At 60.5% G+C, this 17635-nt stretch carries 19 protein-coding genes and 2 pseudogenes; 7 read left to right on the forward strand and 14 right to left on the reverse strand.

The genetic code is table 11. The features are described 5' to 3' along the window. The first annotated feature begins 182 nt into the window (after window positions 1–182). Window positions 183–1523, forward strand: a complete 1341-nt coding sequence (locus R1A29_RS06745; RefSeq protein ID WP_085710336.1) for a DEAD/DEAH box helicase — start codon at window positions 183–185, stop codon at window positions 1521–1523. A 63-nt stretch (window positions 1524–1586) separates the two neighbouring features. On the opposite strand, the gene R1A29_RS06750 is transcribed toward R1A29_RS06745, so the two are convergent. From R1A29_RS06750 to R1A29_RS06765, 4 genes and pseudogenes are all read right to left on the reverse strand, one after another. Beyond that, complete coding sequence (locus R1A29_RS06750) at window positions 1587–2186, reverse strand: hypothetical protein (RefSeq protein ID WP_438300994.1); 600 nt, start codon at window positions 2184–2186, stop codon at window positions 1587–1589. 12 nt (window positions 2187–2198) lie between these two features. Continuing rightward, entirely contained in the window at window positions 2199–2783 is a 585-nt protein-coding gene (locus R1A29_RS06755) for a papain-like cysteine protease family protein (RefSeq protein WP_438300995.1), read from the reverse strand. A 219-nt stretch (window positions 2784–3002) separates the two neighbouring features. Then, window positions 3003–3278 (reverse strand): hypothetical protein, encoded by a 276-nt coding sequence (locus tag R1A29_RS06760; protein WP_248738005.1) that lies wholly within the window; start codon window positions 3276–3278, stop codon window positions 3003–3005. 81 nt (window positions 3279–3359) lie between these two features. Continuing rightward, a pseudogene (locus R1A29_RS06765) lies at window positions 3360–4095 on the reverse strand (DUF899 domain-containing protein). A 175-nt stretch (window positions 4096–4270) separates the two neighbouring features. Between R1A29_RS06765 and R1A29_RS06770 the strand changes: the two are divergent. After that, entirely contained in the window at window positions 4271–4663 is a 393-nt protein-coding gene (locus R1A29_RS06770) for a transcriptional regulator (RefSeq protein WP_085710345.1), read from the forward strand. A 58-nt stretch (window positions 4664–4721) separates the two neighbouring features. On the opposite strand, the gene R1A29_RS06775 is transcribed toward R1A29_RS06770, so the two are convergent. The 3 genes from R1A29_RS06775 to R1A29_RS06785 form a co-directional block, all read right to left on the reverse strand. Next, the gene (locus tag R1A29_RS06775; protein WP_438300996.1) at window positions 4722–5591 is read right to left on the reverse strand and encodes a DUF6279 family lipoprotein; all 870 of its coding nucleotides are present in this window, start codon (window positions 5589–5591) and stop codon (window positions 4722–4724) included. Window positions 5592–5662: 71 nt separating this feature from the next. Continuing rightward, window positions 5663–6385 carry a TorF family putative porin gene (locus tag R1A29_RS06780; RefSeq protein ID WP_438300997.1) on the reverse strand — a complete coding sequence of 241 codons (723 nt, stop codon included), beginning with the start codon at window positions 6383–6385 and terminating at the stop codon, window positions 5663–5665. Between the two features lie 208 nt (window positions 6386–6593). Further along, entirely contained in the window at window positions 6594–6782 is a 189-nt protein-coding gene (locus R1A29_RS06785; protein WP_016985943.1) for a hypothetical protein, read from the reverse strand. Between the two features lie 350 nt (window positions 6783–7132). Between R1A29_RS06785 and R1A29_RS06790 the strand changes: the two genes are divergently transcribed. From R1A29_RS06790 to R1A29_RS06800, 3 genes are all read left to right on the forward strand, one after another. After that, window positions 7133–7969, forward strand: a complete 837-nt coding sequence (locus R1A29_RS06790; RefSeq protein ID WP_085710349.1) for a CvfB family protein — start codon at window positions 7133–7135, stop codon at window positions 7967–7969. Window positions 7970–8014: 45 nt separating this feature from the next. Next, window positions 8015–8425, forward strand: coding sequence for a DUF2177 family protein (locus R1A29_RS06795; RefSeq protein ID WP_438300999.1), 411 nt, complete (start codon window positions 8015–8017; stop codon window positions 8423–8425). Between the two features lie 152 nt (window positions 8426–8577). Next, entirely contained in the window at window positions 8578–9510 is a 933-nt protein-coding gene (locus R1A29_RS06800) for a DMT family transporter (protein ID WP_438301000.1), read from the forward strand. On the opposite strand, the gene R1A29_RS06805 is transcribed toward R1A29_RS06800, so the two are convergent. Continuing rightward, entirely contained in the window at window positions 9455–10636 is a 1182-nt protein-coding gene (locus R1A29_RS06805; protein WP_438301001.1) for an MFS transporter, read from the reverse strand. The two genes, R1A29_RS06800 and R1A29_RS06805, sit on opposite strands and share 56 nt — an antisense overlap. Before the next feature lie 104 nt (window positions 10637–10740). Here R1A29_RS06805 and ptrR point away from each other — a divergent pair, with 104 nt between their 5' ends. Together ptrR and R1A29_RS06815 are read left to right on the forward strand one after the other, a co-directional pair. After that, on the forward strand, window positions 10741–11634 hold the full coding sequence (gene ptrR / locus R1A29_RS06810; protein ID WP_438301002.1) for a putrescine utilization regulator PtrR: 894 nt from the start codon (window positions 10741–10743) through the stop codon (window positions 11632–11634). Window positions 11635–11776: 142 nt separating this feature from the next. Beyond that, complete coding sequence (locus tag R1A29_RS06815) at window positions 11777–11905, forward strand: PA1414 family protein (RefSeq protein ID WP_007914492.1); 129 nt, start codon at window positions 11777–11779, stop codon at window positions 11903–11905. Between the two features lie 101 nt (window positions 11906–12006). Here R1A29_RS06815 and R1A29_RS06820 read toward each other — a convergent pair whose 3' ends face one another. From R1A29_RS06820 to speB, 6 genes and pseudogenes are all read right to left on the reverse strand, one after another. After that, window positions 12007–12255, reverse strand: coding sequence for an acyl carrier protein (locus tag R1A29_RS06820; protein ID WP_248742882.1), 249 nt, complete (start codon window positions 12253–12255; stop codon window positions 12007–12009). 47 nt (window positions 12256–12302) lie between these two features. After that, a complete protein-coding gene (locus R1A29_RS06825) occupies window positions 12303–13028 on the reverse strand; it encodes an MBL fold metallo-hydrolase (protein WP_438301003.1) in 726 nt (241 codons plus the stop codon). Between the two features lie 84 nt (window positions 13029–13112). Further along, window positions 13113–14494 (reverse strand): annotated as a pseudogene (locus R1A29_RS06830) (sodium:solute symporter). 79 nt (window positions 14495–14573) lie between these two features. Next, window positions 14574–16085, reverse strand: a complete 1512-nt coding sequence (locus R1A29_RS06835; RefSeq protein ID WP_438301004.1) for a purine-cytosine permease family protein — start codon at window positions 16083–16085, stop codon at window positions 14574–14576. Window positions 16086–16140: 55 nt separating this feature from the next. Beyond that, window positions 16141–16563, reverse strand: coding sequence for a YybH family protein (locus R1A29_RS06840; protein WP_085710361.1), 423 nt, complete (start codon window positions 16561–16563; stop codon window positions 16141–16143). Between the two features lie 10 nt (window positions 16564–16573). Then, window positions 16574–17524, reverse strand: coding sequence for an agmatinase (gene speB, locus R1A29_RS06845; protein ID WP_007956591.1), 951 nt, complete (start codon window positions 17522–17524; stop codon window positions 16574–16576). Window positions 17525–17635 lie beyond the last annotated feature (111 nt).

Here is a 17635-nt window from a genome sequence, read left to right on the forward strand (position 1 = left end):
GATTCTTCTGTAGGACGCGACGGGCGATTAGAGCATTTAAGACGCTGTGTATTACCGTTGGAGACAAATCGAGCAACAAAAAAGCCACTGATTGCGGCTGATTTCATAAAGAAACTCGGCCTGAGCGCTCGAAACCGGTAACCTATGCAGCTGTTTTTCTGCATATCTTCGAGGTAGCACCCGTGTTTTCCCAATTCGCCCTGCACGAACGCCTGCTCAAAGCCGTGGCCGAGCTGAAATTTGTCGAGCCAACGCCTGTGCAAGCCGCGGCCATTCCGCTGGCGCTTCAGGGGCGTGACCTGCGGGTGACGGCGCAAACCGGTAGCGGCAAGACCGCCGCGTTTGTCCTGCCGATCCTCAACCGCCTGATCGGCCCGGCCAAGATCCGCGTCAGCATCAAGACCCTGATCCTGCTGCCGACCCGCGAGCTGGCCCAGCAGACCCTGAAGGAAGTCGAGCGCTTTTCGCAGTTCACTTTCATCAAGTCCGGCCTGATCACCGGCGGTGAAGATTTCAAGGTCCAGGCCGCCATGCTGCGCAAGGTGCCGGACATCCTGATCGGCACCCCGGGCCGGATGATCGAGCAACTGAACGCCGGCAACCTCGATTTGAAAGAAGTCGAAGTACTGGTGCTCGACGAAGCCGACCGCATGCTCGACATGGGTTTCGCCGAAGACGTGCAGCGTCTGGTCGACGAATGCCCGAACCGCCAGCAGACCATGCTGTTCTCCGCCACCACCGGCGGTTCCGGCCTGCGCGAGATGATCGCCAAGGTGCTGAACAACCCTGAGCACCTGCAGCTCAATGCGGTCAGCCAGCTGAACGACACCACCCGTCAGCAGATCATCACCGCCGACCACAACCAGCACAAAGAACAGATCGTCAACTGGCTGCTGGCCAACGAGACCTATCAGAAGGCTATCGTCTTCACCAACACCCGGGCCATGGCCGACCGCATTTACGGTCGCCTCGTCGCCCAGGAATACAAGGCGTTCGTGCTGCACGGCGAGAAAGACCAGAAGGATCGCAAACTGGCGATCGACCGTCTGAAGCAGGGCGGCGTGAAGATTCTGGTGGCCACTGACGTGGCGGCTCGTGGTCTGGACGTTGATGGCCTGGATCTGGTAATCAACTTCGACATGCCACGCAGCGGCGACGAATATGTACACCGCATCGGTCGTACCGGCCGTGCCGGCAACGACGGTCTGGCGATCTCGCTGATCTGCCACGGCGACTGGAACCTGATGTCGAGCATCGAGCGTTATCTGAAGCAGAGCTTCGAGCGCCGCACCATCAAGGAAGTCAAAGGCACCTACGGCGGACCGAAAAAGGTCAAGGCCTCGGGCAAAGCCGTCGGCGTGAAGAAGAAAAAGACCGACGCCAAGGGCGACAAGAAAAAAGCCGCCGCCAAGACCCCGACCAAGCGCAAGAGCGCCAACCGTCCGAAGCCGGATTCTCTGGTGAGCAGCGACGGCATGGCCCCGCTCAAGCGCCGCAAGCCGGCTGCACCTGCGGCCGAGTAAGGCGTTTCAGGCAGGCAATAAAAAACCCGGACACTGTCCGGGTTTTTTTATTGCCAGCGTTTATCAGCTGCCCATCTGCCCACGAGTGTCGGCATCAAAGCGTTGCTTGGTCTGATCCGCCTTCGGTTTGAGCTGCGCGAGCAGGGCTGCTTCGCTGTACAGCCCGGTCAGGGCCAGCTCCTTGGGCGTCGGCTCGATCGGGATCAGCACATCTTCACCGGCCGCGTGCAGCCAGATCGCTACGACATGCAGCGCCGAAACGAACAGCACTCGCAGCTCGACGGTTTTGCCCTGCAACTGCGGCGATTGCTCCGCCAGCTTCAGCGCATTGACCGTGGCGGTGGCCAGGTTGCCGTGGTTCAACGAGGCGAATTCGACGTGACCGCGGACTTCGGCCAATTGCGCATCGGCAATCGACACGCCGTCGGCAAACACCAGGTAATGCCAGTCGCCGACCCGGGCATCCTTCAGGCCTTTGCCCTGGCTCAGATCCTCCAGGCTCAGCGAGTAGCCACGATAAGCCTCGCTCAAGCTGATTTTCGCCGGCGCCGCACTGGCGAACTGGCGATTGATGCCAAATCCCTGAGTCTGCAGCGCCGCTTGCAATACTGGACGCAAGGTTTGCACGCCATTGGAAGGCGCCTTTGGATAAGTCAGTTGCATGATGTCGCCCTCCTAGTTTTTCGCCGTGAAGTAAGTGTGGGTCCAGTTGCCGCCGCCGTTGTAGGAACCGGGGAACGAGCTCAGTGCGCGGGTCGAATAGCCGTAGATCGAATCCGCGACCAGCACGTAGTTGCCGTTGGTGCCGTAGATCGTCAGGAAGTGCGCACCGCCGCCGAACCAGGCACAACGCAGACCGACAGGCCGGCCCATGTTGATCTGGTTCTGGATGGCCGACATCTGCAACGAACCCTGATTCATCCCGTTGTAGCTGCGGGTGGTTTGCAGGGCCGAATCCAGATAGCCGTAGACGTTGCACGGCCCTGGCTGGCTGCAGCAGTTGCGGTTCAACTGGGTGCTGGCAACGCCGCACTGGGTCCAGGACCCGGTGCCGTAATAGTTGCCGACCGAAGCGGAAACCGCGGCCCAACACCAGTTGGTCTGGGTCTGTTGCTGCATCGTGAAGTTCAGGCTTGAGGCCGCCAGGGCCTCGACCTGTGGCGCGGCTTCGACCTCGACCAGATGCGCGTCGAGCAGATGGCCGGTCAGGCACCCGGGCAGGGTGTTGCCGGTGAATTGCGTTGTTTCAGTGGTTAACATTTTTCAATCCTCCATGAATGAAAACAAATGTCCTGCGTCTATTACGAGCCGTCGGCGGTTAAGGGTGCCACTTCTGCGGCGGGTTCCGATCAGGCTCGAGGTAACCCTAGGTCTGAATATGCATTTGTGCAAATAAATAAATGCACAAATGCAATTCTACGGACGAAAGGACACTGCTTTGAGCATGTCCTTTGTGGTGGAGGCTGAAGCCCGAGGCCGTTAACCCTCGGTTTTATGCTCGGCCGAATCCAGCTCCTTCAAGCGCTGGTCGATCAACTGGCATTTGTCCGGCAGATCGGCAGAGGCGGTGCCCAGGTCCATTTTCTGCAGCTCGGCGTTGATTTCCTTGGCCTTGGTCGGGTTTTGTTCGGTGAGTTTTGCCACTTCCTGAGCCAGTTGTTCGCGTTTGGCGGTGGCTTCTTCGGGCGTGCAGGCCCACACGGGCAGGGCGCAGGCGAGGGTGGCGGCGAGTGTGAGGGGGAGCAGGGTTTTCATGGGGGCAGGCCTCGGATCCGGTTAAGGCGGGTTAACCGGTTGAGGGCTGTGACCAGTGAAAAGTTCAGTGTCTTTGCCGGCTCAGTCGCCGTGGCAGCAACTGGATTTTTGCTCTCCGTCATACCGGTCGTGATGCCGTACCCACTCCATGATCTCGTCCTCATTCCGCCCCTTGGGCGTGAGGTCGAGAAAGTTATAGGCGCCCACCAGCATGTCCAGACCCCGGGCGTAGGTTGAGTAGGTGTGGAATATCTCGCCGTTATTGGCGCGATAGAACACGCTCAGCCCCGGCATTTCCTCTTCGCCACTGTCAGTCTTTTTCGTAGTTGTACGTAGCCTTTCCGGCTTCAGCGTCTTCAGCACGGGCGCACACGCAAAAGTCGTAGTTGAAATCGGAACCGTCCGACGACACCCAGTCGAACTTCCAGCCCATCCGCCGCTTGAACGCCTGGAATTCGGCGAATGGCGCGTGGGATACCGCCACCAACGCGATGTCATGATGGGCCAGGTGCAGATTGGCGCCGTCGAAGTGGTCGCCGAGGAAGGAGCAGCCCTGGCAGCCTTCCTCCCAGCCCTTGGCGAACATGAAGTGATAGACGATGAGCTGGCTGTGCTTGCCGAACAGGTCGGCGAGTTTCATTTCGCCGTCCGGCCCCATGAAGCGATAGTCCTTGTCGACTTTCACCCACGGCAGAGCGCGGCGTTTGGCGCTGAGGCGGTCGCGTTCCCTGGTGAAGGCCTTTTCGTCGGCCAGATGCTGTTTGCGGGCGGCGAGCCATTCTTCGCGCGACACCACCGGATGATTCCCAACGTTCATGATGATTTCTCCTGCGGGGTTGAAACCGTCTGTTTCAGACTAGTCGCTTAACGCCGTCGGAAATCGACAGACCGCCGGTCGGTCGGTGCCGCAAATCAAGCTGAACGGCTATTGCCCGCTCGGGTCACAACCTGAGACAGCGCCATTAATCACGCGCACCGGAGGTTGAATCAGGATGACGACTTATAACTGGGATTTGATTGAACGCCTGCTGCATGAAGTGCAGAACGGCGCAGGCCACAGCTTTGCACCGCGGTCCTATGCCGAAGACTATGCGGCGGAAAAAGCCGCGGCAGGCGAGCCGATCGAGAATCTGGATCATCTGAAAACCATCGCCTGTGAATACGAGCAGAAGCTGTTGCTGCGCGGTTTTATCGAGCCTCGGGGCGACGATGAAGGCAGCACCGGCAACAACTTCAGCTTGACCCCGCGCGGCTCGAGCCTGTTGAGCCTGATCGACAGCAGCATTCCCGGTAACGATCATCCGCGTCAGGTTCTGGATGAACAGGAGGATGCGCTGGATGAGGCGACCTTCGATCGTGTGGCGTCAAAGGCGCAGATTGCCTGAACGCCTGCTGCGATCCCTCTGGAGCCGGGTTTTCCGGCTCCCGCAGGTTCAATGAACCTCAGCCTGCTTTCGCCGCTTTCAGACACTTCAAATCGTTGAAGTCCTTGCGCACCCCTTCGATTTTCTTCAACAGGCGCTGGCGTTGTTGCGGTGTGCTTTCTGCCATCAGATCCACCGCCAGCGACCGCGCCTGGGCCTCGGTGTCGGCGTAGGCCTTGCGGTAATCCGCTGTCCATAAACGCTCGCGATAGACCAGAAGTGTCTCTATCCGCTGTGGGAATTCCGGACTTTTACGCTGGGCAACGGCGGCGCTGAACTGTTGTTGCCAATGCGCACGGTTGGCGATCCATTGGGTGTTCTGGTCGCCGAGTGCGGTTGACCACGCCATCACCCGTTGCTCTTGCGTGACACTCAAAGGCCCGAGCCAGTCGTTGAGGCGCTTGTCCATGCGGGCGCCACGCTCGGCGATCTGCTGAGCCAGCGGTGGCTTCACATACTCCTGCTGACGTTTGCGCAGATCCTTGGCAAACGCATCGTTCATGTCGGCGACCTGTTTGTCGTCCAGCCCTTGCAGCAACTCGATGGCCGACGGGGTGATTTCCCGGGCGGTTTCGGCAATCGCCTGCTTGGCTTCCAGAGTGCGGGCCTGAAGTGCGGCGTCGGCGACCTGATTGGTTTCGACCATGGTTTGCAGGCGATCCAGCCAGTCCAGATAACCCGGCAATTGCGTGGTGCAGTGCCAGCTCAGGTGTTCCTTGAGGCGTTCGTTGAACCAGCCTTTCTGCTCGCCGGTCATGTCCAGGTAGTCGCTGAGCGTCCATGGAATGATCACGTCGAGATTGCGATAGGCCAGGCCGACGCGGCTGCACGCGCCGAGGACGAGAGTGAAGATCAACAGGGTGGCGCAGTGTTTGAACCAGCGAGACATGAGCGAGTCCTTGCGAAAGCCTGGCGTCTGATTCTTATGTGAACGCAGGATGCTCCCGGCAGTTCAGCCAATCAATAGAACGCGCGTTCGGCCTTGAGCGTGACCAGCCCGTCGCACTGGCTGTTGTGCCCGGAGTAGGCGGAGCAATCGCTGCCACTGAGGCTGGAATTGCTGTAGATCAGGTCCAGGTCGATGCCCATCACCGGCCGGGAAAATTTCACCGACCAGTCGGTAAAACTGCTGACATACCCACCGTCCACCGAGACCGGCGTGTTGAGCTGATGGGTGGTGTATTTCATGCTGATCCCGATGCCGAACGGCTGGTTGCCGCCCAGATCGGCAAACAGGGTGTTGTTCTGTTTATCCGGATCGTTGCTCAGTGCGATGCCGAAACGGCTGCCGAGCAGGGTCAGGCCGCCAAAGAGTTCCTGGCTGTCGAGGGTGTCGACCTTGGGATAGCTGTAATGGATCATCCCGACTTCGTAGCCGAGGGTTTGATCGAAGGGTTGTTTGAAGCCGACGTAGGAGTCGATCTCCAGATTCTTGCCCGGCGTCAGCCCCATGCTCGGTGCGTACTGGCCGACATAGAGGCCGCTGTCGTGGGTCAGATCGAGGCCGCCGTGAAACGAGCCGGCCGCCGAGGGCTTGACCAGCCCCTGAGCCATGCTGCGGCTGGGCGTGGTGCCGAGCTTGAGGTCGAAGTCGCCGAGTTCACGCTGGAAAATCTGCGCGTGCGCCACCGGGCTCGCCAGCAGTCCTGCAAGAATTAAACAGAGGGTTTGAGCATGCGTCACTCCATGAACAGCGAGCGCAGGCCGACGTACCTGCTGAAACGCTTGATCCAGACGCGTGCAAGGATACCGGCGAATGATCGGCATTGAGGGCCGTTCGTCGATTTCTGTTGTTTTGTCGATTTGATTAAACGCGAGAGAGGTCTTGCGAGGGTTCCGGTCCAGACGCTTCGAAGCTCAAAGCGCCTTGGGACTGGGATGTTGCGGGGTGTTACTTCTTGCCCAGGCTGATCTGCTTGGACGGGCCGAACGTCTGGCCGCTGACGCCCTTGGCAATTTGCTGGATCTCGCCGCCGGACTTGAGGAATGCCGCGATCTGATCGTTGATCGATTCGCTGGTTTCAACGGCTGGAGCTGGCTTTGCTTTGCTGGTGGATGCTTTTACACGCATGGCGGCCATTAACCTGTAGAAAAGTAACTCGGCCAGGCATCGTACAGGAATAACTTGACAATTGCTTGGTAAATATCCCCCGGAATAACCCAGCGTGCGGGTGGATTATTCTCGATTAATTATTAGAAATATCCCGCTAACCTGCTGTTTTAAATAACAACATTTATCGGGAACGGTGGCTTTTTCGCGGGGGCGGCGCGCCGGGTAGTCGCCGAGGTGGTCTGACGAGTGGCGCCTGTTCGGCGGCAAACCAAGGAAAATCAAGGCTTCGCGCAATTTTCAGTTTGCGGGAGCATCTGCCGGCCAACGAACCCGGCAAAACCGGGTAGAATGCCGCCCACGCAATGAGGGTATTGGAAATGGCTTTAGTCGGGCGCTACAACAGTTTGCAAGTGGTTAAGCACACTAACTTCGGTTTATATCTGGACGGCGGTGCCGACGGCGAAATTCTTTTGCCCAACCGTTATATCCCCAAAGATATTCCCAGCGAAGATGAAGACTGGCTCAATGTTTTCATTTATCTGGACAGCGATGACAAACTAATTGCCACCACTGAAAAGCCAAAAGTTCAGGTCGGTGAATTTGCCAGTTTGAAAGTTGTTGAAGTCAACAGCATCGGTGTGTTCCTCGATTGGGGCCTGCCGAAGGATCTGCTGCTGCCTTACTCCGAAGAAAAACGCCAGATGACCGCCGGCGAATACTGCGTGGTGCATGTCTACCTCGACAAACACACCCGCCGCATCACCGCCACCGCGCGTCTTGATCGCTACCTCGACAAGACCCCGGCCAACTACAGCGTGGGCCAGGAAGTCGATCTGCTGGTGGCCGAAGCCACCGACATGGGTTTCAAGGCCGTCATCAACAACAAGCACTGGGGTTTGATTCACAAGAACGAAATCTTCAAGTTCATGCGTTCCGGCATGCGCGAGAAAGGTTTCATCAAGGAAGTGCGCGCCGACGGCAAAATCAGCCTGAGCCTGCAACCGGTGGGTCAGGAAGCGGCCAGCAGCCTGAGTTCGAAGATCCTCGCCAAGTTGCGCGAAAGCAACGGCACCCTGGCCGTCAGCGACAAGAGCGACCCGGCGCTGATCAGCAGTTTGTTTGGTGTCAGCAAGGGCAACTTCAAGAAGGCCATCGGTTCCCTGTACAAGGAAGGCAAGATCGTCATTCATGCGGATCGCATTGAACTAACCTGAGCCTGACGTGGCCCATGTTGCATGGGCCAACCTGAGGTCGGGCAAATGAAAAAAGCGCTGATTGCCTACGTCGCCACGTTGTTGACGTTTCTACTGCTCGACGGTATCTGGCTCGGCGTGTTGATGGCGCCGACCTATCGCGAACTGCTCGGTCCGCTGATGCTCGAAAAACCGTTGCTGGTACCAGCAGCGGTTTTTTATTGCCTGTACGTTTTCGGCTGTGTGGCGTTCGTGGTGTTGCCGGCGCTAACCTGGCAACGCGCTGTCCGCATGGGCGCGCTGCTCGGGCTGGTCGCTTACGGCACCTATGACCTGACCAACTGGGCGACGCTGCGCGGCTGGTCGGTGCAGGTGACATTGATGGATTGGGCATGGGGGACGTTTGCCACGGCGCTGGCCTGTACGGTCGGATTTGTCGTGGCCGACCGGTTTGGCAGATCAACCCGTCAGCGCTGACGCTTCAGGAGAATGAAGTGTCTCTTCCAGACGGCTTTTTCTGGCCAACTGGTTAATAATCCCCGAGACCATTTTTCGCCCCGGACGAAGAGCCGGGGCTTTGTTTTGACCTTTGGAAAAACTGCCATGTCGTGTGTGTTCGAGGTGTTGCGGTGAGCGTCAGTCGGCGCACTGCCGACGGTTTTGCCCTGCAAGTGATGATCGGCCTGTGCCTGATCTGGGGCGTGCAGCAGGTGCTGATCAAGTGGGCGGCGACCGACATTGCGCCGGTGATGCAGGCGGCGGGGCGGTCGGGGATTTCCGCGTTGCTTGTAGGACTGCTGATCTGCTGGAAGGGCGGCTGGGATCAGGTCGGCACCACATGGCGCGGCGGCTTGCTGGCCGGCGCCTTGTTCGGGCTGGAGTTCTTGTTCATCTCTGAAGGCTTGCAGTTGACCACGGCAGCGCACATGTCGGTGTTCCTCTACACCGCGCCGATCTTCACTGCGCTGGGCGTGCATTTCCTGTTGCCCAGTGAACGTCTGCGACCCGTGCAATGGCTGGGGATCTTCATGGCATTTGTCGGGATCGCGGTAGCGTTTGCCGGCGGCGTGTCATGGGACAACCTTGATCACCGCATGCTGCTGGGCGATGCCCTCGGCGTGCTGGCCGGGGCCAGTTGGGGCGCGACCACCGTGGTGGTGCGCGCCTCGCGCCTGTCGGAAGCGCCGGTGACGTTGACGCTGTTTTATCAACTGATCGTCGGTTTCGTCGGCCTGCTGTTGATCGCGCTGCTCAGCGGCCAGATTACCCATGTCAGCCTGACCGCCGTGGCGGTGGGCAGCGTGCTGTTCCAGGGCCTGGTGGTGTCGTTCTTCAGTTACCTGACCTGGTTCTGGCTGCTGCGCCGTTATCTGGCGGCCAATCTGGCAGTGTTTTCCTTCATGACCCCGCTGTTCGGCGTCACGTTCGGCGTGGTGCTGCTCGGCGAAGAGCTGAGCCTGAACTTCATCATCGGTGCCGTGCTGGTGTTGCTTGGCATCACCTTTGTCAGCGCGGAACAGTGGGTACGTCGGCGTTTGCGCAAAGCGCTCGGCCAGTCGTAAGCGGTTTCCACGCCAGGCCGCCGGCAATCAGCAGGCCGCTGCCGGCGATCACCAGCGCCGGTTGCAGGCCACCGCTGAAGTGGCTGCTGACCGCCGCCAGCAACGGCCCGCTGAGCTGACCGACAGCGAAGCACGCGGTGAGCAGGCCGGCGTTGCGCTGGGTGGCGTGGGGCGCCAGTTCCCGGGAACGCTGCATCACCAGTTGCATGCAGGCCAGGAACGGCGTGCCGCACAGGATCACACCCAAAGCCAGGCCGAGGCCGCTGCCCAGCAGGCAGGCAAAGACACCAGCCGCTTGCAGCCACAACGTCGCCATCAACCAGTGACGAGTGGTGTCCGGATCGTGTCGACGCAGACTCACCAGCAATACGCCAATCGCAGCAGCAAGGCCGAAGCATGGCCAGAACAGATCCGCCTGCCATTGCCCGTGAAACTGCGCGTTGGCCATCTGCGACAGAAACGTGGCCGGAATGATGTAGCCCACGCCGTACAAGGCATACACCACTGCCAAACGTCCGATACCGCGATTCGAAGAACTGGCGGCGGCAGGCGCGATGCTTGCACCGACACCCGGTTGCGGCAGGATCCGCACGATCCCCAGCAACATCACCAGTGCCACGGCGGCATAGATCAGCCACAAAGTGGCGGAAGTTTGCTGCGCCAGATGTGAGAACAGCGCCAGCAACCCCGTCAGAAAAATCCCAAGGCCCGGCCCGGCAAATACCAGCGCTCCCAATCTCGGGCGACCAGCCGCCGCAGCCAGCGGCTGACTCAGCGCCGTAATCATCACCAGCACCCAGGCACTCGCCACACCCGTGCCGAAGCGCAGCAGCAGATGCGACCAGAAACCGTTGGCCCAGAACGACGCCAGTGTCAGCAGCACACACAACCACAAGCCGCCATGCAGGCGCCGCTGCACCTGGTCGGGCCGTCGGGAAAACATCGCATCTATCGCGCCGAGCAGATAGCCGAGGTAGTTGGCGGCTGCAATCAGACCGGCGGCGGTCAGGTCGATCTGCCCTTCGCTGATCAGGTGGGGAAGTTGCGGTGTGAGGGCGAAACGCCCGATGCCCATGGCCATCATCAGGGCAATGAAGCTGGCGGATAAGCGAATCAGCGGCGACATGGTCTGGATTCCGTTAGAGGTTCAATGACCGTCAGGCTAGGACTGATTGACTTTCTTTAAAATTGAATAATAGTGAGTAACTTGTTCTGTTCAGGAGAAAGGTTGTGGAGTTCAGCCAATTGCGGATCTTCCAGGCCGTGGCGGAGGAGGGCTCGATCACTCGCGCCGCCGAACGTTTGCATCGCGTGCCGTCGAACCTGTCGACCCGGCTCAAGCAGCTTGAAGAGCAATTGGGTGTCGAACTGTTCGTCCGCGAACGTCAGCGATTGCAGTTGTCGCCTGCGGGAAAAGTCCTGCTGGACTACACCGGCAAGCTGTTCGCCCTGCGAGATCAGGCCAGTGCGGCGGTGATGGGCGGGCAACCGGCGGGGGATTTCGTGCTCGGCACTCTGTACAGCACCGCTGCGATTCATTTGCCGGCGTTGCTGGCGCGCTATCACAAGCAGTATCCGGCGGTGAATCTTCAGGTGCAGTCCGGACCCAGCGGCGAGTTGCTGGAGGGGCTGCTCACCGGGCGGCTGGATGCGGCGCTGGTGGACGGTCCGCCGCAACTGGCCGGGATCGACGGTGTGCCGTTGTGCAACGAGCGGCTGGTGCTGATCAGCGAGGCCGATCACCCGCCGGTGCGCAGTGCCAAGGATGTCGAGGGGCGGGCGGTGTTCACCTTTCGCCATGGCTGCGCCTACCGCGCGCGGCTGGAGTCGTGGTTCGCCCACTATCACGCGGCGATGGGCCGGGCGATGGAGATCGAGTCCTACCAGGGAATGCTGGCTTGCGTGATTGCCGGCAGCGGTGTGGCGCTGATGTCGGAGTCGATGCTCGCCAGCCTGCAGGGCCGCGAAAGTGTCGCGGTGCACCCGCTGGCCGAACCTTTTGCCAGTGCGACAACATGGCTCATGTGGCGCCGGGGCATGGTCGGCGCCAACCTCAACGCATGGATTGAACAGCAGCAGGCGCTCTATCCCGTGGCTGGCGAAGATACCCGGGAAACGGCTTGAACGATCGGTCAGGGATTCTGATCCATTCAGTAACAGATCATTGCGGATTTCGCCGAGCATTGCGTAGGACTTCGGACTATTATCAGTGCGAAGCGGCTACAGAATTCCGGCCGCTCAGCACCACCCTGAAGGGGGCATGACGATGAAAGAGAAAATTCAGAACTGGCTGCACGATTTGGGTGTTGCCCTCGGCTTGATCGAACCGCCTCTGCAACCGGTCCCGATTCGCACTGACGACGAACAGCGTCGGCGTCAGCAGCGTCGGCGGTAATGCCTTCCGGCTTCAAGGATTAAAGATTAGAGAGGTCGCCGTTTCGGGCGGCTCCGGCAGAAAAGAAGCTGGAGCCGCCCGAAACGGCGACCTTTTGCTTTTCAGTGCCGCCCGATTTCCAACAGAAACCGGCTCAAGTCATTCGCGGTTTTCGCGTTCTTGAGCATGCGGTCCTCTTCGGCGGTGAAGGCCGTCAGTCCGAATTCATCTTCCAGATGGAAGATCAGATCCTCGATGTCCGCCTTCTCCAGACCCAGCTCCGCCAGACTGGTGTTGTCATTGAAGTCGCGGTGTTCCAGCAGGCGTTTGATGAATCGGTGCACGGCGGCACGCACGGCAGCTCTTCTCATGGCAGATGTTCAAAAAGTGGCGGGATCTGACTGGAGTACAGCAGGCCTCAGGCGTGTCGGCGCAACCATTCGTCAATCATCGAGCGTAAATGCACTCCCGAGAAACTGCCGAAATGCCCGCCATGCACCGTGCGGATCCTCAGCGCCTGCAAGCGTCGCAGGCTGGCAGCGTAGTCCTCGAGATTGGAGTGGTAGGCGTCTTCAATCAGGGGGCCGTCGTAGATGATGTCGCCGCTGAACAAGGTTTCGGTCGCGGTTTCATAGAGGCTGATGCCACCCGGTGAATGCCCCGGCGTGTGCAGCACCTGCAACGTGCGGTTGCCCAGGTCCAGCACATCGCCGTCCTCGACAAGCCCGGTGGCCGGCGCAGCCTTGACCCGGTATTCGGCGTAGCACAACGGGCAATCCGGGTGCGCTTCGAACATGTCGTCGCCGACGAAGGCCCGGCTCAAGTCATTCTCGCCATCCGGCGCCGCCAGAATGTCTGCCTCGGCGGGATGGACCAGCCGTTCGGCAAACTCGTGATGCCCGGCGATGTGGTCGAAATGGCAATGACTGGCCACCGCCACCAGCGGCCGCTCGGTCAGCCACGGCAGTTGTTCGCGCAGGCTGACCAGCCCGGAACCGCTGTCGAGCAGCAGGTCCTTGTCCCGCCCCTGCACATGCCACAGGTTGCAGCGGTAGAACGGGCGGATATACGGCTCGTGAATCAGGCGAATGCCGTCGCTCAGGTGCTGCACTTCGAACCATTGGTCCCGTGAAACAATCTTCATCGGCCATTTTCTCCAGGCGAAAAAAACGGGTGTGGCAACCGACGCCACACCCGTCGAAGAAAGCATCAAGTCGTTATGTTCAGCTTAGATCGCGCTGGCCACCGGGGCAGGGCGACGGGATACCAGGCTCACCACCACGAAACTCACCAGGCCGACGGCCAGGCTGTAGTAGATCGGGGTGTTGGCGTCCAGACCGTCCTTGACCATGAACAGCAGGGCGGTGGCGAAACCCAGGCCCATGCTGGCGATGGCGCCGGCGGTGGTTGCGCGCTTCCAGAAGATTGCACCGATCAGCGGGATCAGCATGCCGCCCACCAGCAGGTTGTAAGCCAGGGTCAGGGCGCTGATCACGTCATTCACAATCAGCGCGATACCCAGCACCACGACACCGGTCAGCAGGGTGAACAGGCGGTTGATGCCCAGGCTCGACTGTTTGCCGCCACGCAGTTTCGGCAGCAGGTCTTCGGTCAGGGTGGTGGCAGCGGCGAGCAGGCCGGCGCTGGCGGTGGACATCATCGCGGCCAGGGCAGCGGCGATCACCAGACCACGGATACCGTCCGGCAGCGACAGTTTGACGATCGCGGCGAAGGCGTTGTTGACGTTGTCCAGATCCGGGATCAGCACGTGTGCTGCCATGCCGATCAGGGCGCAGGCCAGACCGTAGAGGATGCAGTAGATGCCCGCGAAGCTGCCGGCGTACTGAGCCACTTTTTCATTCTTGACGGTGAACACCCGTTGCCAGATGTCCTGACCGATCAGGATGCCGAAGAAGTAGATCATGAAGTAGGTGATGATCGTGTCCCAGCCGATGGTGGTGAAGTTGAACGCCGCCGCCGGCAGCTTCAGCACCAGTTCGTCCCAGCCGCCGACTTTGTACAGGCAGATTGGCAACAGGATGAACATCAGGCCCACGGTCTTGATGATGAACTGGACGATGTCGGTCAGGGTCAGCGACCACATGCCGCCGATGGCCGAGTACACCACCACGACGCCACCGCCGAGCAGTACCGAGACCCAGAACGGCAGGCCGAACAGCACTTGCAGCACGGTGCCGATGGCGAGGATTGAGGTCACGCCGATCATCAGCGCATAGGCCAGCATGATCGCCGCGCTCGCCGAACGGGCCATCGGGTTGTAGCGCGTTTTTCCAGGACCTGGGTAACGGTGTAGATCTTAAGTTTCAGCAGTGGCTTGGCCAGGAACAGGTTCAGCGCGACGATGCCGCAACCCAGTGCCGCGCACAGCCAGAAACCGGAGATGCCGTGCACGTAGCCCAGACGCACGGTGCCGACGGTGGACGCGCCACCCAGAACGGTCGCGGCCATGGTGCCCATGTACAGGCTCGGGCCGAGGTTACGCCCGGCGACGAGGAAGTCCTCGTTGGTCTTGGCTTTGCGCATGCCGAAATAGCCGAGCAACAGCATGCCGGCCGCGTAGATGAGGACGACGAATAAATCCAAAGCCATGATGGCGTGTCTCCGATTGTCTTTTTTATGGGGTGGAACACTGTGGGAGAAGGCTGACTCCCACAGGCGATTCGTTTCTTCAGGCGGCCTGACGCAGCGCCGCTTCCGCCGGCGCATGGGCGCCGTTGCTCCGTGGATCCTTCGGCCCGTAGACCAGCGCCGGTTCCGGGAACAGGCTCAGCAGCATCAGGTACATCACCGAGGCCAGGCCCAGGGTCACCAGCAGGCTGATGTCGATGCCGCCGGCCAGTTCACCCAGCGGGCCGACGAACTGCCCCGGCAGGTTGACGAAGCACAGGCCGACTGCCGCACTCGGGATCCATGCACCCAGGCCGCGCCAGTTCCAGCCGTGGCTGAACCAGTAGCGTCCGCCTTGCTCGCCGCGTGTGAACACTTGCAGGTCGTCCGGGCAGTAGAAGCCGCGGCGCACCACCAGGCCGATGATCATGATCACCATCCATGGCGTGGTGCAGGTGATGATCAGCACGGCGAAGGTCGACACGCTCTGCACCAGGTTCGCCGCGAAGCGCCCGATGAAGATGAAGGCAATCGACAGCACGCCGATCAGCAGCGTCGCCTTGACCCGCGACAGCAGGCGCGGGAACACGCTGGACATGTCCAGCCCGGTGCCATACAGCGACGTGGTGCCGGTGGACATGCCGCCGATCACCGCAATCAGGCACACCGGCAGGAAGAACCAGCTCGGCGACACCGCCAGCAGACCGCCGACATAGTTGTTGGCCGCGATGTAGTCCGGTGCCTGGATCGCTACGATGGTCGCAGTGGTCAGGCCGAACAGGAACGGAATGAACGTGGCGATCTGCGAGAAAATCACCGCCGCCATGATCCGCTTGCGCGAGGTCTCACGCGGGATGTAGCGGGCCCAGTCGCCGAGGAACGCGCCGAAGGAAATCGGGTTGCTCATGGCCACCAGCGCGGCGCCGATGAACGCGGCCCAGAAGCCCGGCTGGCCGAGGCTGACGGTACCGGCGTAGTGCGAATCGAAAGGGCTGGCGAAGGCGAAGACGCCCAGCAGGAACAGCAGGCTCGCGCTCCACACCGCGACCTTGTTCACCCACAGCAGGAAGCGGAAGCCGTAGATGCACACGGTCAGCACCAGAATCGCGAACAGACCGTAGGCCAGGCCCAGGGTCAGGTCGATTTCCGGCAGGCCGATCAGGCGTTTGGCTCCACCGATCAGCGCATCCCCCGAACTCCACACCGAGAGCGAGAAGAAGGCGATGGCGGTCAACAGCGACAGGAAAGAACCGACGATCCGCCCGTGCACGCCGAAGTGCGCACCGGACGACACGGCATTGTTGGTGCCGTTGAGCGGGCCGAACAGGCCCATCGGTGCGAGGATCAGCGAGCCAAGCAGCACGCCCGAGACAATCGCCCAGACGCCCGCCTGAAAGGACAGGCCGAACAGCACCGGGAAACTGCCGAGCACGGCGGTGGCAAAGGTGTTCGCGCCGCCAAAGATCATGCGGAACAAGTCCACGGGACCGGCGGTGCGTTCGTTGTCCGGGATCTGTTCGACCCCGTGGGTTTCAATCTGCGTAAGGCTTTGGTCTTTGTTGTTGTTATTCATGATCTGCTCCGATCATAAAGGCGCGCTCATCGTGCGTGAGCGTCACCTGTCTTGGCTAAGGGGGTGGCAGCCCTTCCGGCATTGCGGACAAATGTTCGTGGCAGGCCAGCCAATGGCCTTGTTGTTCTAGGCTCGACGTTTGTTTCTTGAAAACAATCGTCTCGCGCTCCTGGCTGAAGTGTTGCTCCCCTTGCATGCGCAGCTCGGTGGCCACGTCATGGATGAAAATCGCCACATCACCTTGCAGGCTGACGAAGGCGTTGCTCGAAGTGCACGACAGCACTTCGAAGCCATCCTCGGCGCGCCAGCTGTCCCACAACGCCTGATAGGCATCGCGCGACAGCAGGGGCTGTTCGAGGGTGTAGAACACGAAGCTCGCATCGGCGCTGAACGCGCCGAAGTAGGCTTCGCGATCGTTGCGGGCGAAGGCGGACACCAGATCGGCGGCCGCTTTCAGAACCTGATCACGTTCGTTCATGACCCGACCCTCAGCGGTGGACCACGCCCGGCAGTACGCAGAGCATTTCGTACAGCAGGTTGGCGGCCAGCAGCGAGGTGTTGCCGGTGGTGTCATAAGCGGGCGAGACTTCTACCAGATCGCAGCCGATCAGGTCGAGGCCCTGGCAGCCGCGAACGATTTCAATCGCCTGAATGGTCGTCAGACCACCGATTTCCGGGGTGCCGGTGCCCGGTGCCCAGGCCGGGTCGATGCCGTCGATGTCGAAGCTCAGGTACACCGGACCGCCACCGACTTTCTCGCGCACTTCGGCCATCAGCGGTTCCAGCGACTTGTGCCAGCACTCTTCGGCCTGCACCACGCGGAAGCCCTGATCGCGGCTCCAGTTGAAGTCGTCAGCGGTGTAGCCCTGCGCCCGCAGACCAATCTGCACCACGCGGTCGCAGTCCAGAAGGCCTTCTTCGACGGCGCGACGGAAGGTCGTGCCGTGGGCGATCTTCTCGCCGAACATGTGATCGTTGACGTCAGCGTGAGCGTCGATGTGCACCAGACCGACCTTGCCGTGCTTTTTGTGGATGGCACGCAGGATCGGCAGGGTGATGGTGTGGTCGCCACCCAGGGTCATCGGGATCACGTTGTGCTCGAGGATGTTGTCGTAGGCTTCTTCGATGATGCGCACGGCGTCGAGCAGGTTGAAGGTGTTGATCGCCACGTCACCGATGTCGGCAACCGACAGCGAGTCGAACGGCGCAGCGCCGGTGGCCATGTTGTATGGGCGGATCATCACCGATTCGGTGCGGATGTCGCGAGGCCCGAAGCGGGTGCCGGGGCGCAGCGAAGTACCGATGTCCAGTGGCACGCCAACGAAGGCAGCGTCCAGGCCGGCAGCGGTCGGTACATGGGGGAGTCGGAGCATGGTGGCGATGCCGCCGAAGCGCGGCATTTCGTTGCCGCCCAGTGGTTGGTGAAGAATCTTGTCCACGGGTAGGGCCTCATCGTCTTTGTTTTATTTATGTCGGCGCGCCGTTCAGCACAGGTTCGGACGCCGCTGTGGGGCCGATTCTGCGAAATGTAGTGAGATGGAAGAATCGCT

This window comes from Pseudomonas sp. NMS19W (genome assembly GCF_051554255.1).
GTDB lineage: Bacteria > Pseudomonadota > Gammaproteobacteria > Pseudomonadales > Pseudomonadaceae > Aquipseudomonas > Aquipseudomonas kribbensis.

What these genes read in the sequence shown, in the direction of transcription:
- R1A29_RS06750 (WP_438300994.1), bottom strand. Translation starts at nt 2,186, where the DNA reads ATGCAACTGACTTATCCAAAGGCGCCTTCCAATGGCGTGCAAACCTTG.
- R1A29_RS06755 (WP_438300995.1), bottom strand. Translation starts at nt 2,783, where the DNA reads ATGTTAACCACTGAAACAACGCAATTCACCGGCAACACCCTGCCCGGG.
- R1A29_RS06760 (WP_248738005.1), bottom strand. Translation starts at nt 3,278, where the DNA reads ATGAAAACCCTGCTCCCCCTCACACTCGCCGCCACCCTCGCCTGCGCC.
- R1A29_RS06770 (WP_085710345.1), top strand. Translation starts at nt 4,271, where the DNA reads ATGACGACTTATAACTGGGATTTGATTGAACGCCTGCTGCATGAAGTG.
- R1A29_RS06775 (WP_438300996.1), bottom strand. Translation starts at nt 5,591, where the DNA reads ATGTCTCGCTGGTTCAAACACTGCGCCACCCTGTTGATCTTCACTCTC.
- R1A29_RS06785 (WP_016985943.1), bottom strand. Translation starts at nt 6,782, where the DNA reads ATGGCCGCCATGCGTGTAAAAGCATCCACCAGCAAAGCAAAGCCAGCT.
- R1A29_RS06790 (WP_085710349.1), top strand. Translation starts at nt 7,133, where the DNA reads ATGGCTTTAGTCGGGCGCTACAACAGTTTGCAAGTGGTTAAGCACACT.
- R1A29_RS06795 (WP_438300999.1), top strand. Translation starts at nt 8,015, where the DNA reads ATGAAAAAAGCGCTGATTGCCTACGTCGCCACGTTGTTGACGTTTCTA.
- R1A29_RS06805 (WP_438301001.1), bottom strand. Translation starts at nt 10,636, where the DNA reads ATGTCGCCGCTGATTCGCTTATCCGCCAGCTTCATTGCCCTGATGATG.
- R1A29_RS06815 (WP_007914492.1), top strand. Translation starts at nt 11,777, where the DNA reads ATGAAAGAGAAAATTCAGAACTGGCTGCACGATTTGGGTGTTGCCCTC.
- R1A29_RS06820 (WP_248742882.1), bottom strand. Translation starts at nt 12,255, where the DNA reads ATGAGAAGAGCTGCCGTGCGTGCCGCCGTGCACCGATTCATCAAACGC.
- R1A29_RS06825 (WP_438301003.1), bottom strand. Translation starts at nt 13,028, where the DNA reads ATGAAGATTGTTTCACGGGACCAATGGTTCGAAGTGCAGCACCTGAGC.
- R1A29_RS06835 (WP_438301004.1), bottom strand. Translation starts at nt 16,085, where the DNA reads ATGAATAACAACAACAAAGACCAAAGCCTTACGCAGATTGAAACCCAC.
- R1A29_RS06840 (WP_085710361.1), bottom strand. Translation starts at nt 16,563, where the DNA reads ATGAACGAACGTGATCAGGTTCTGAAAGCGGCCGCCGATCTGGTGTCC.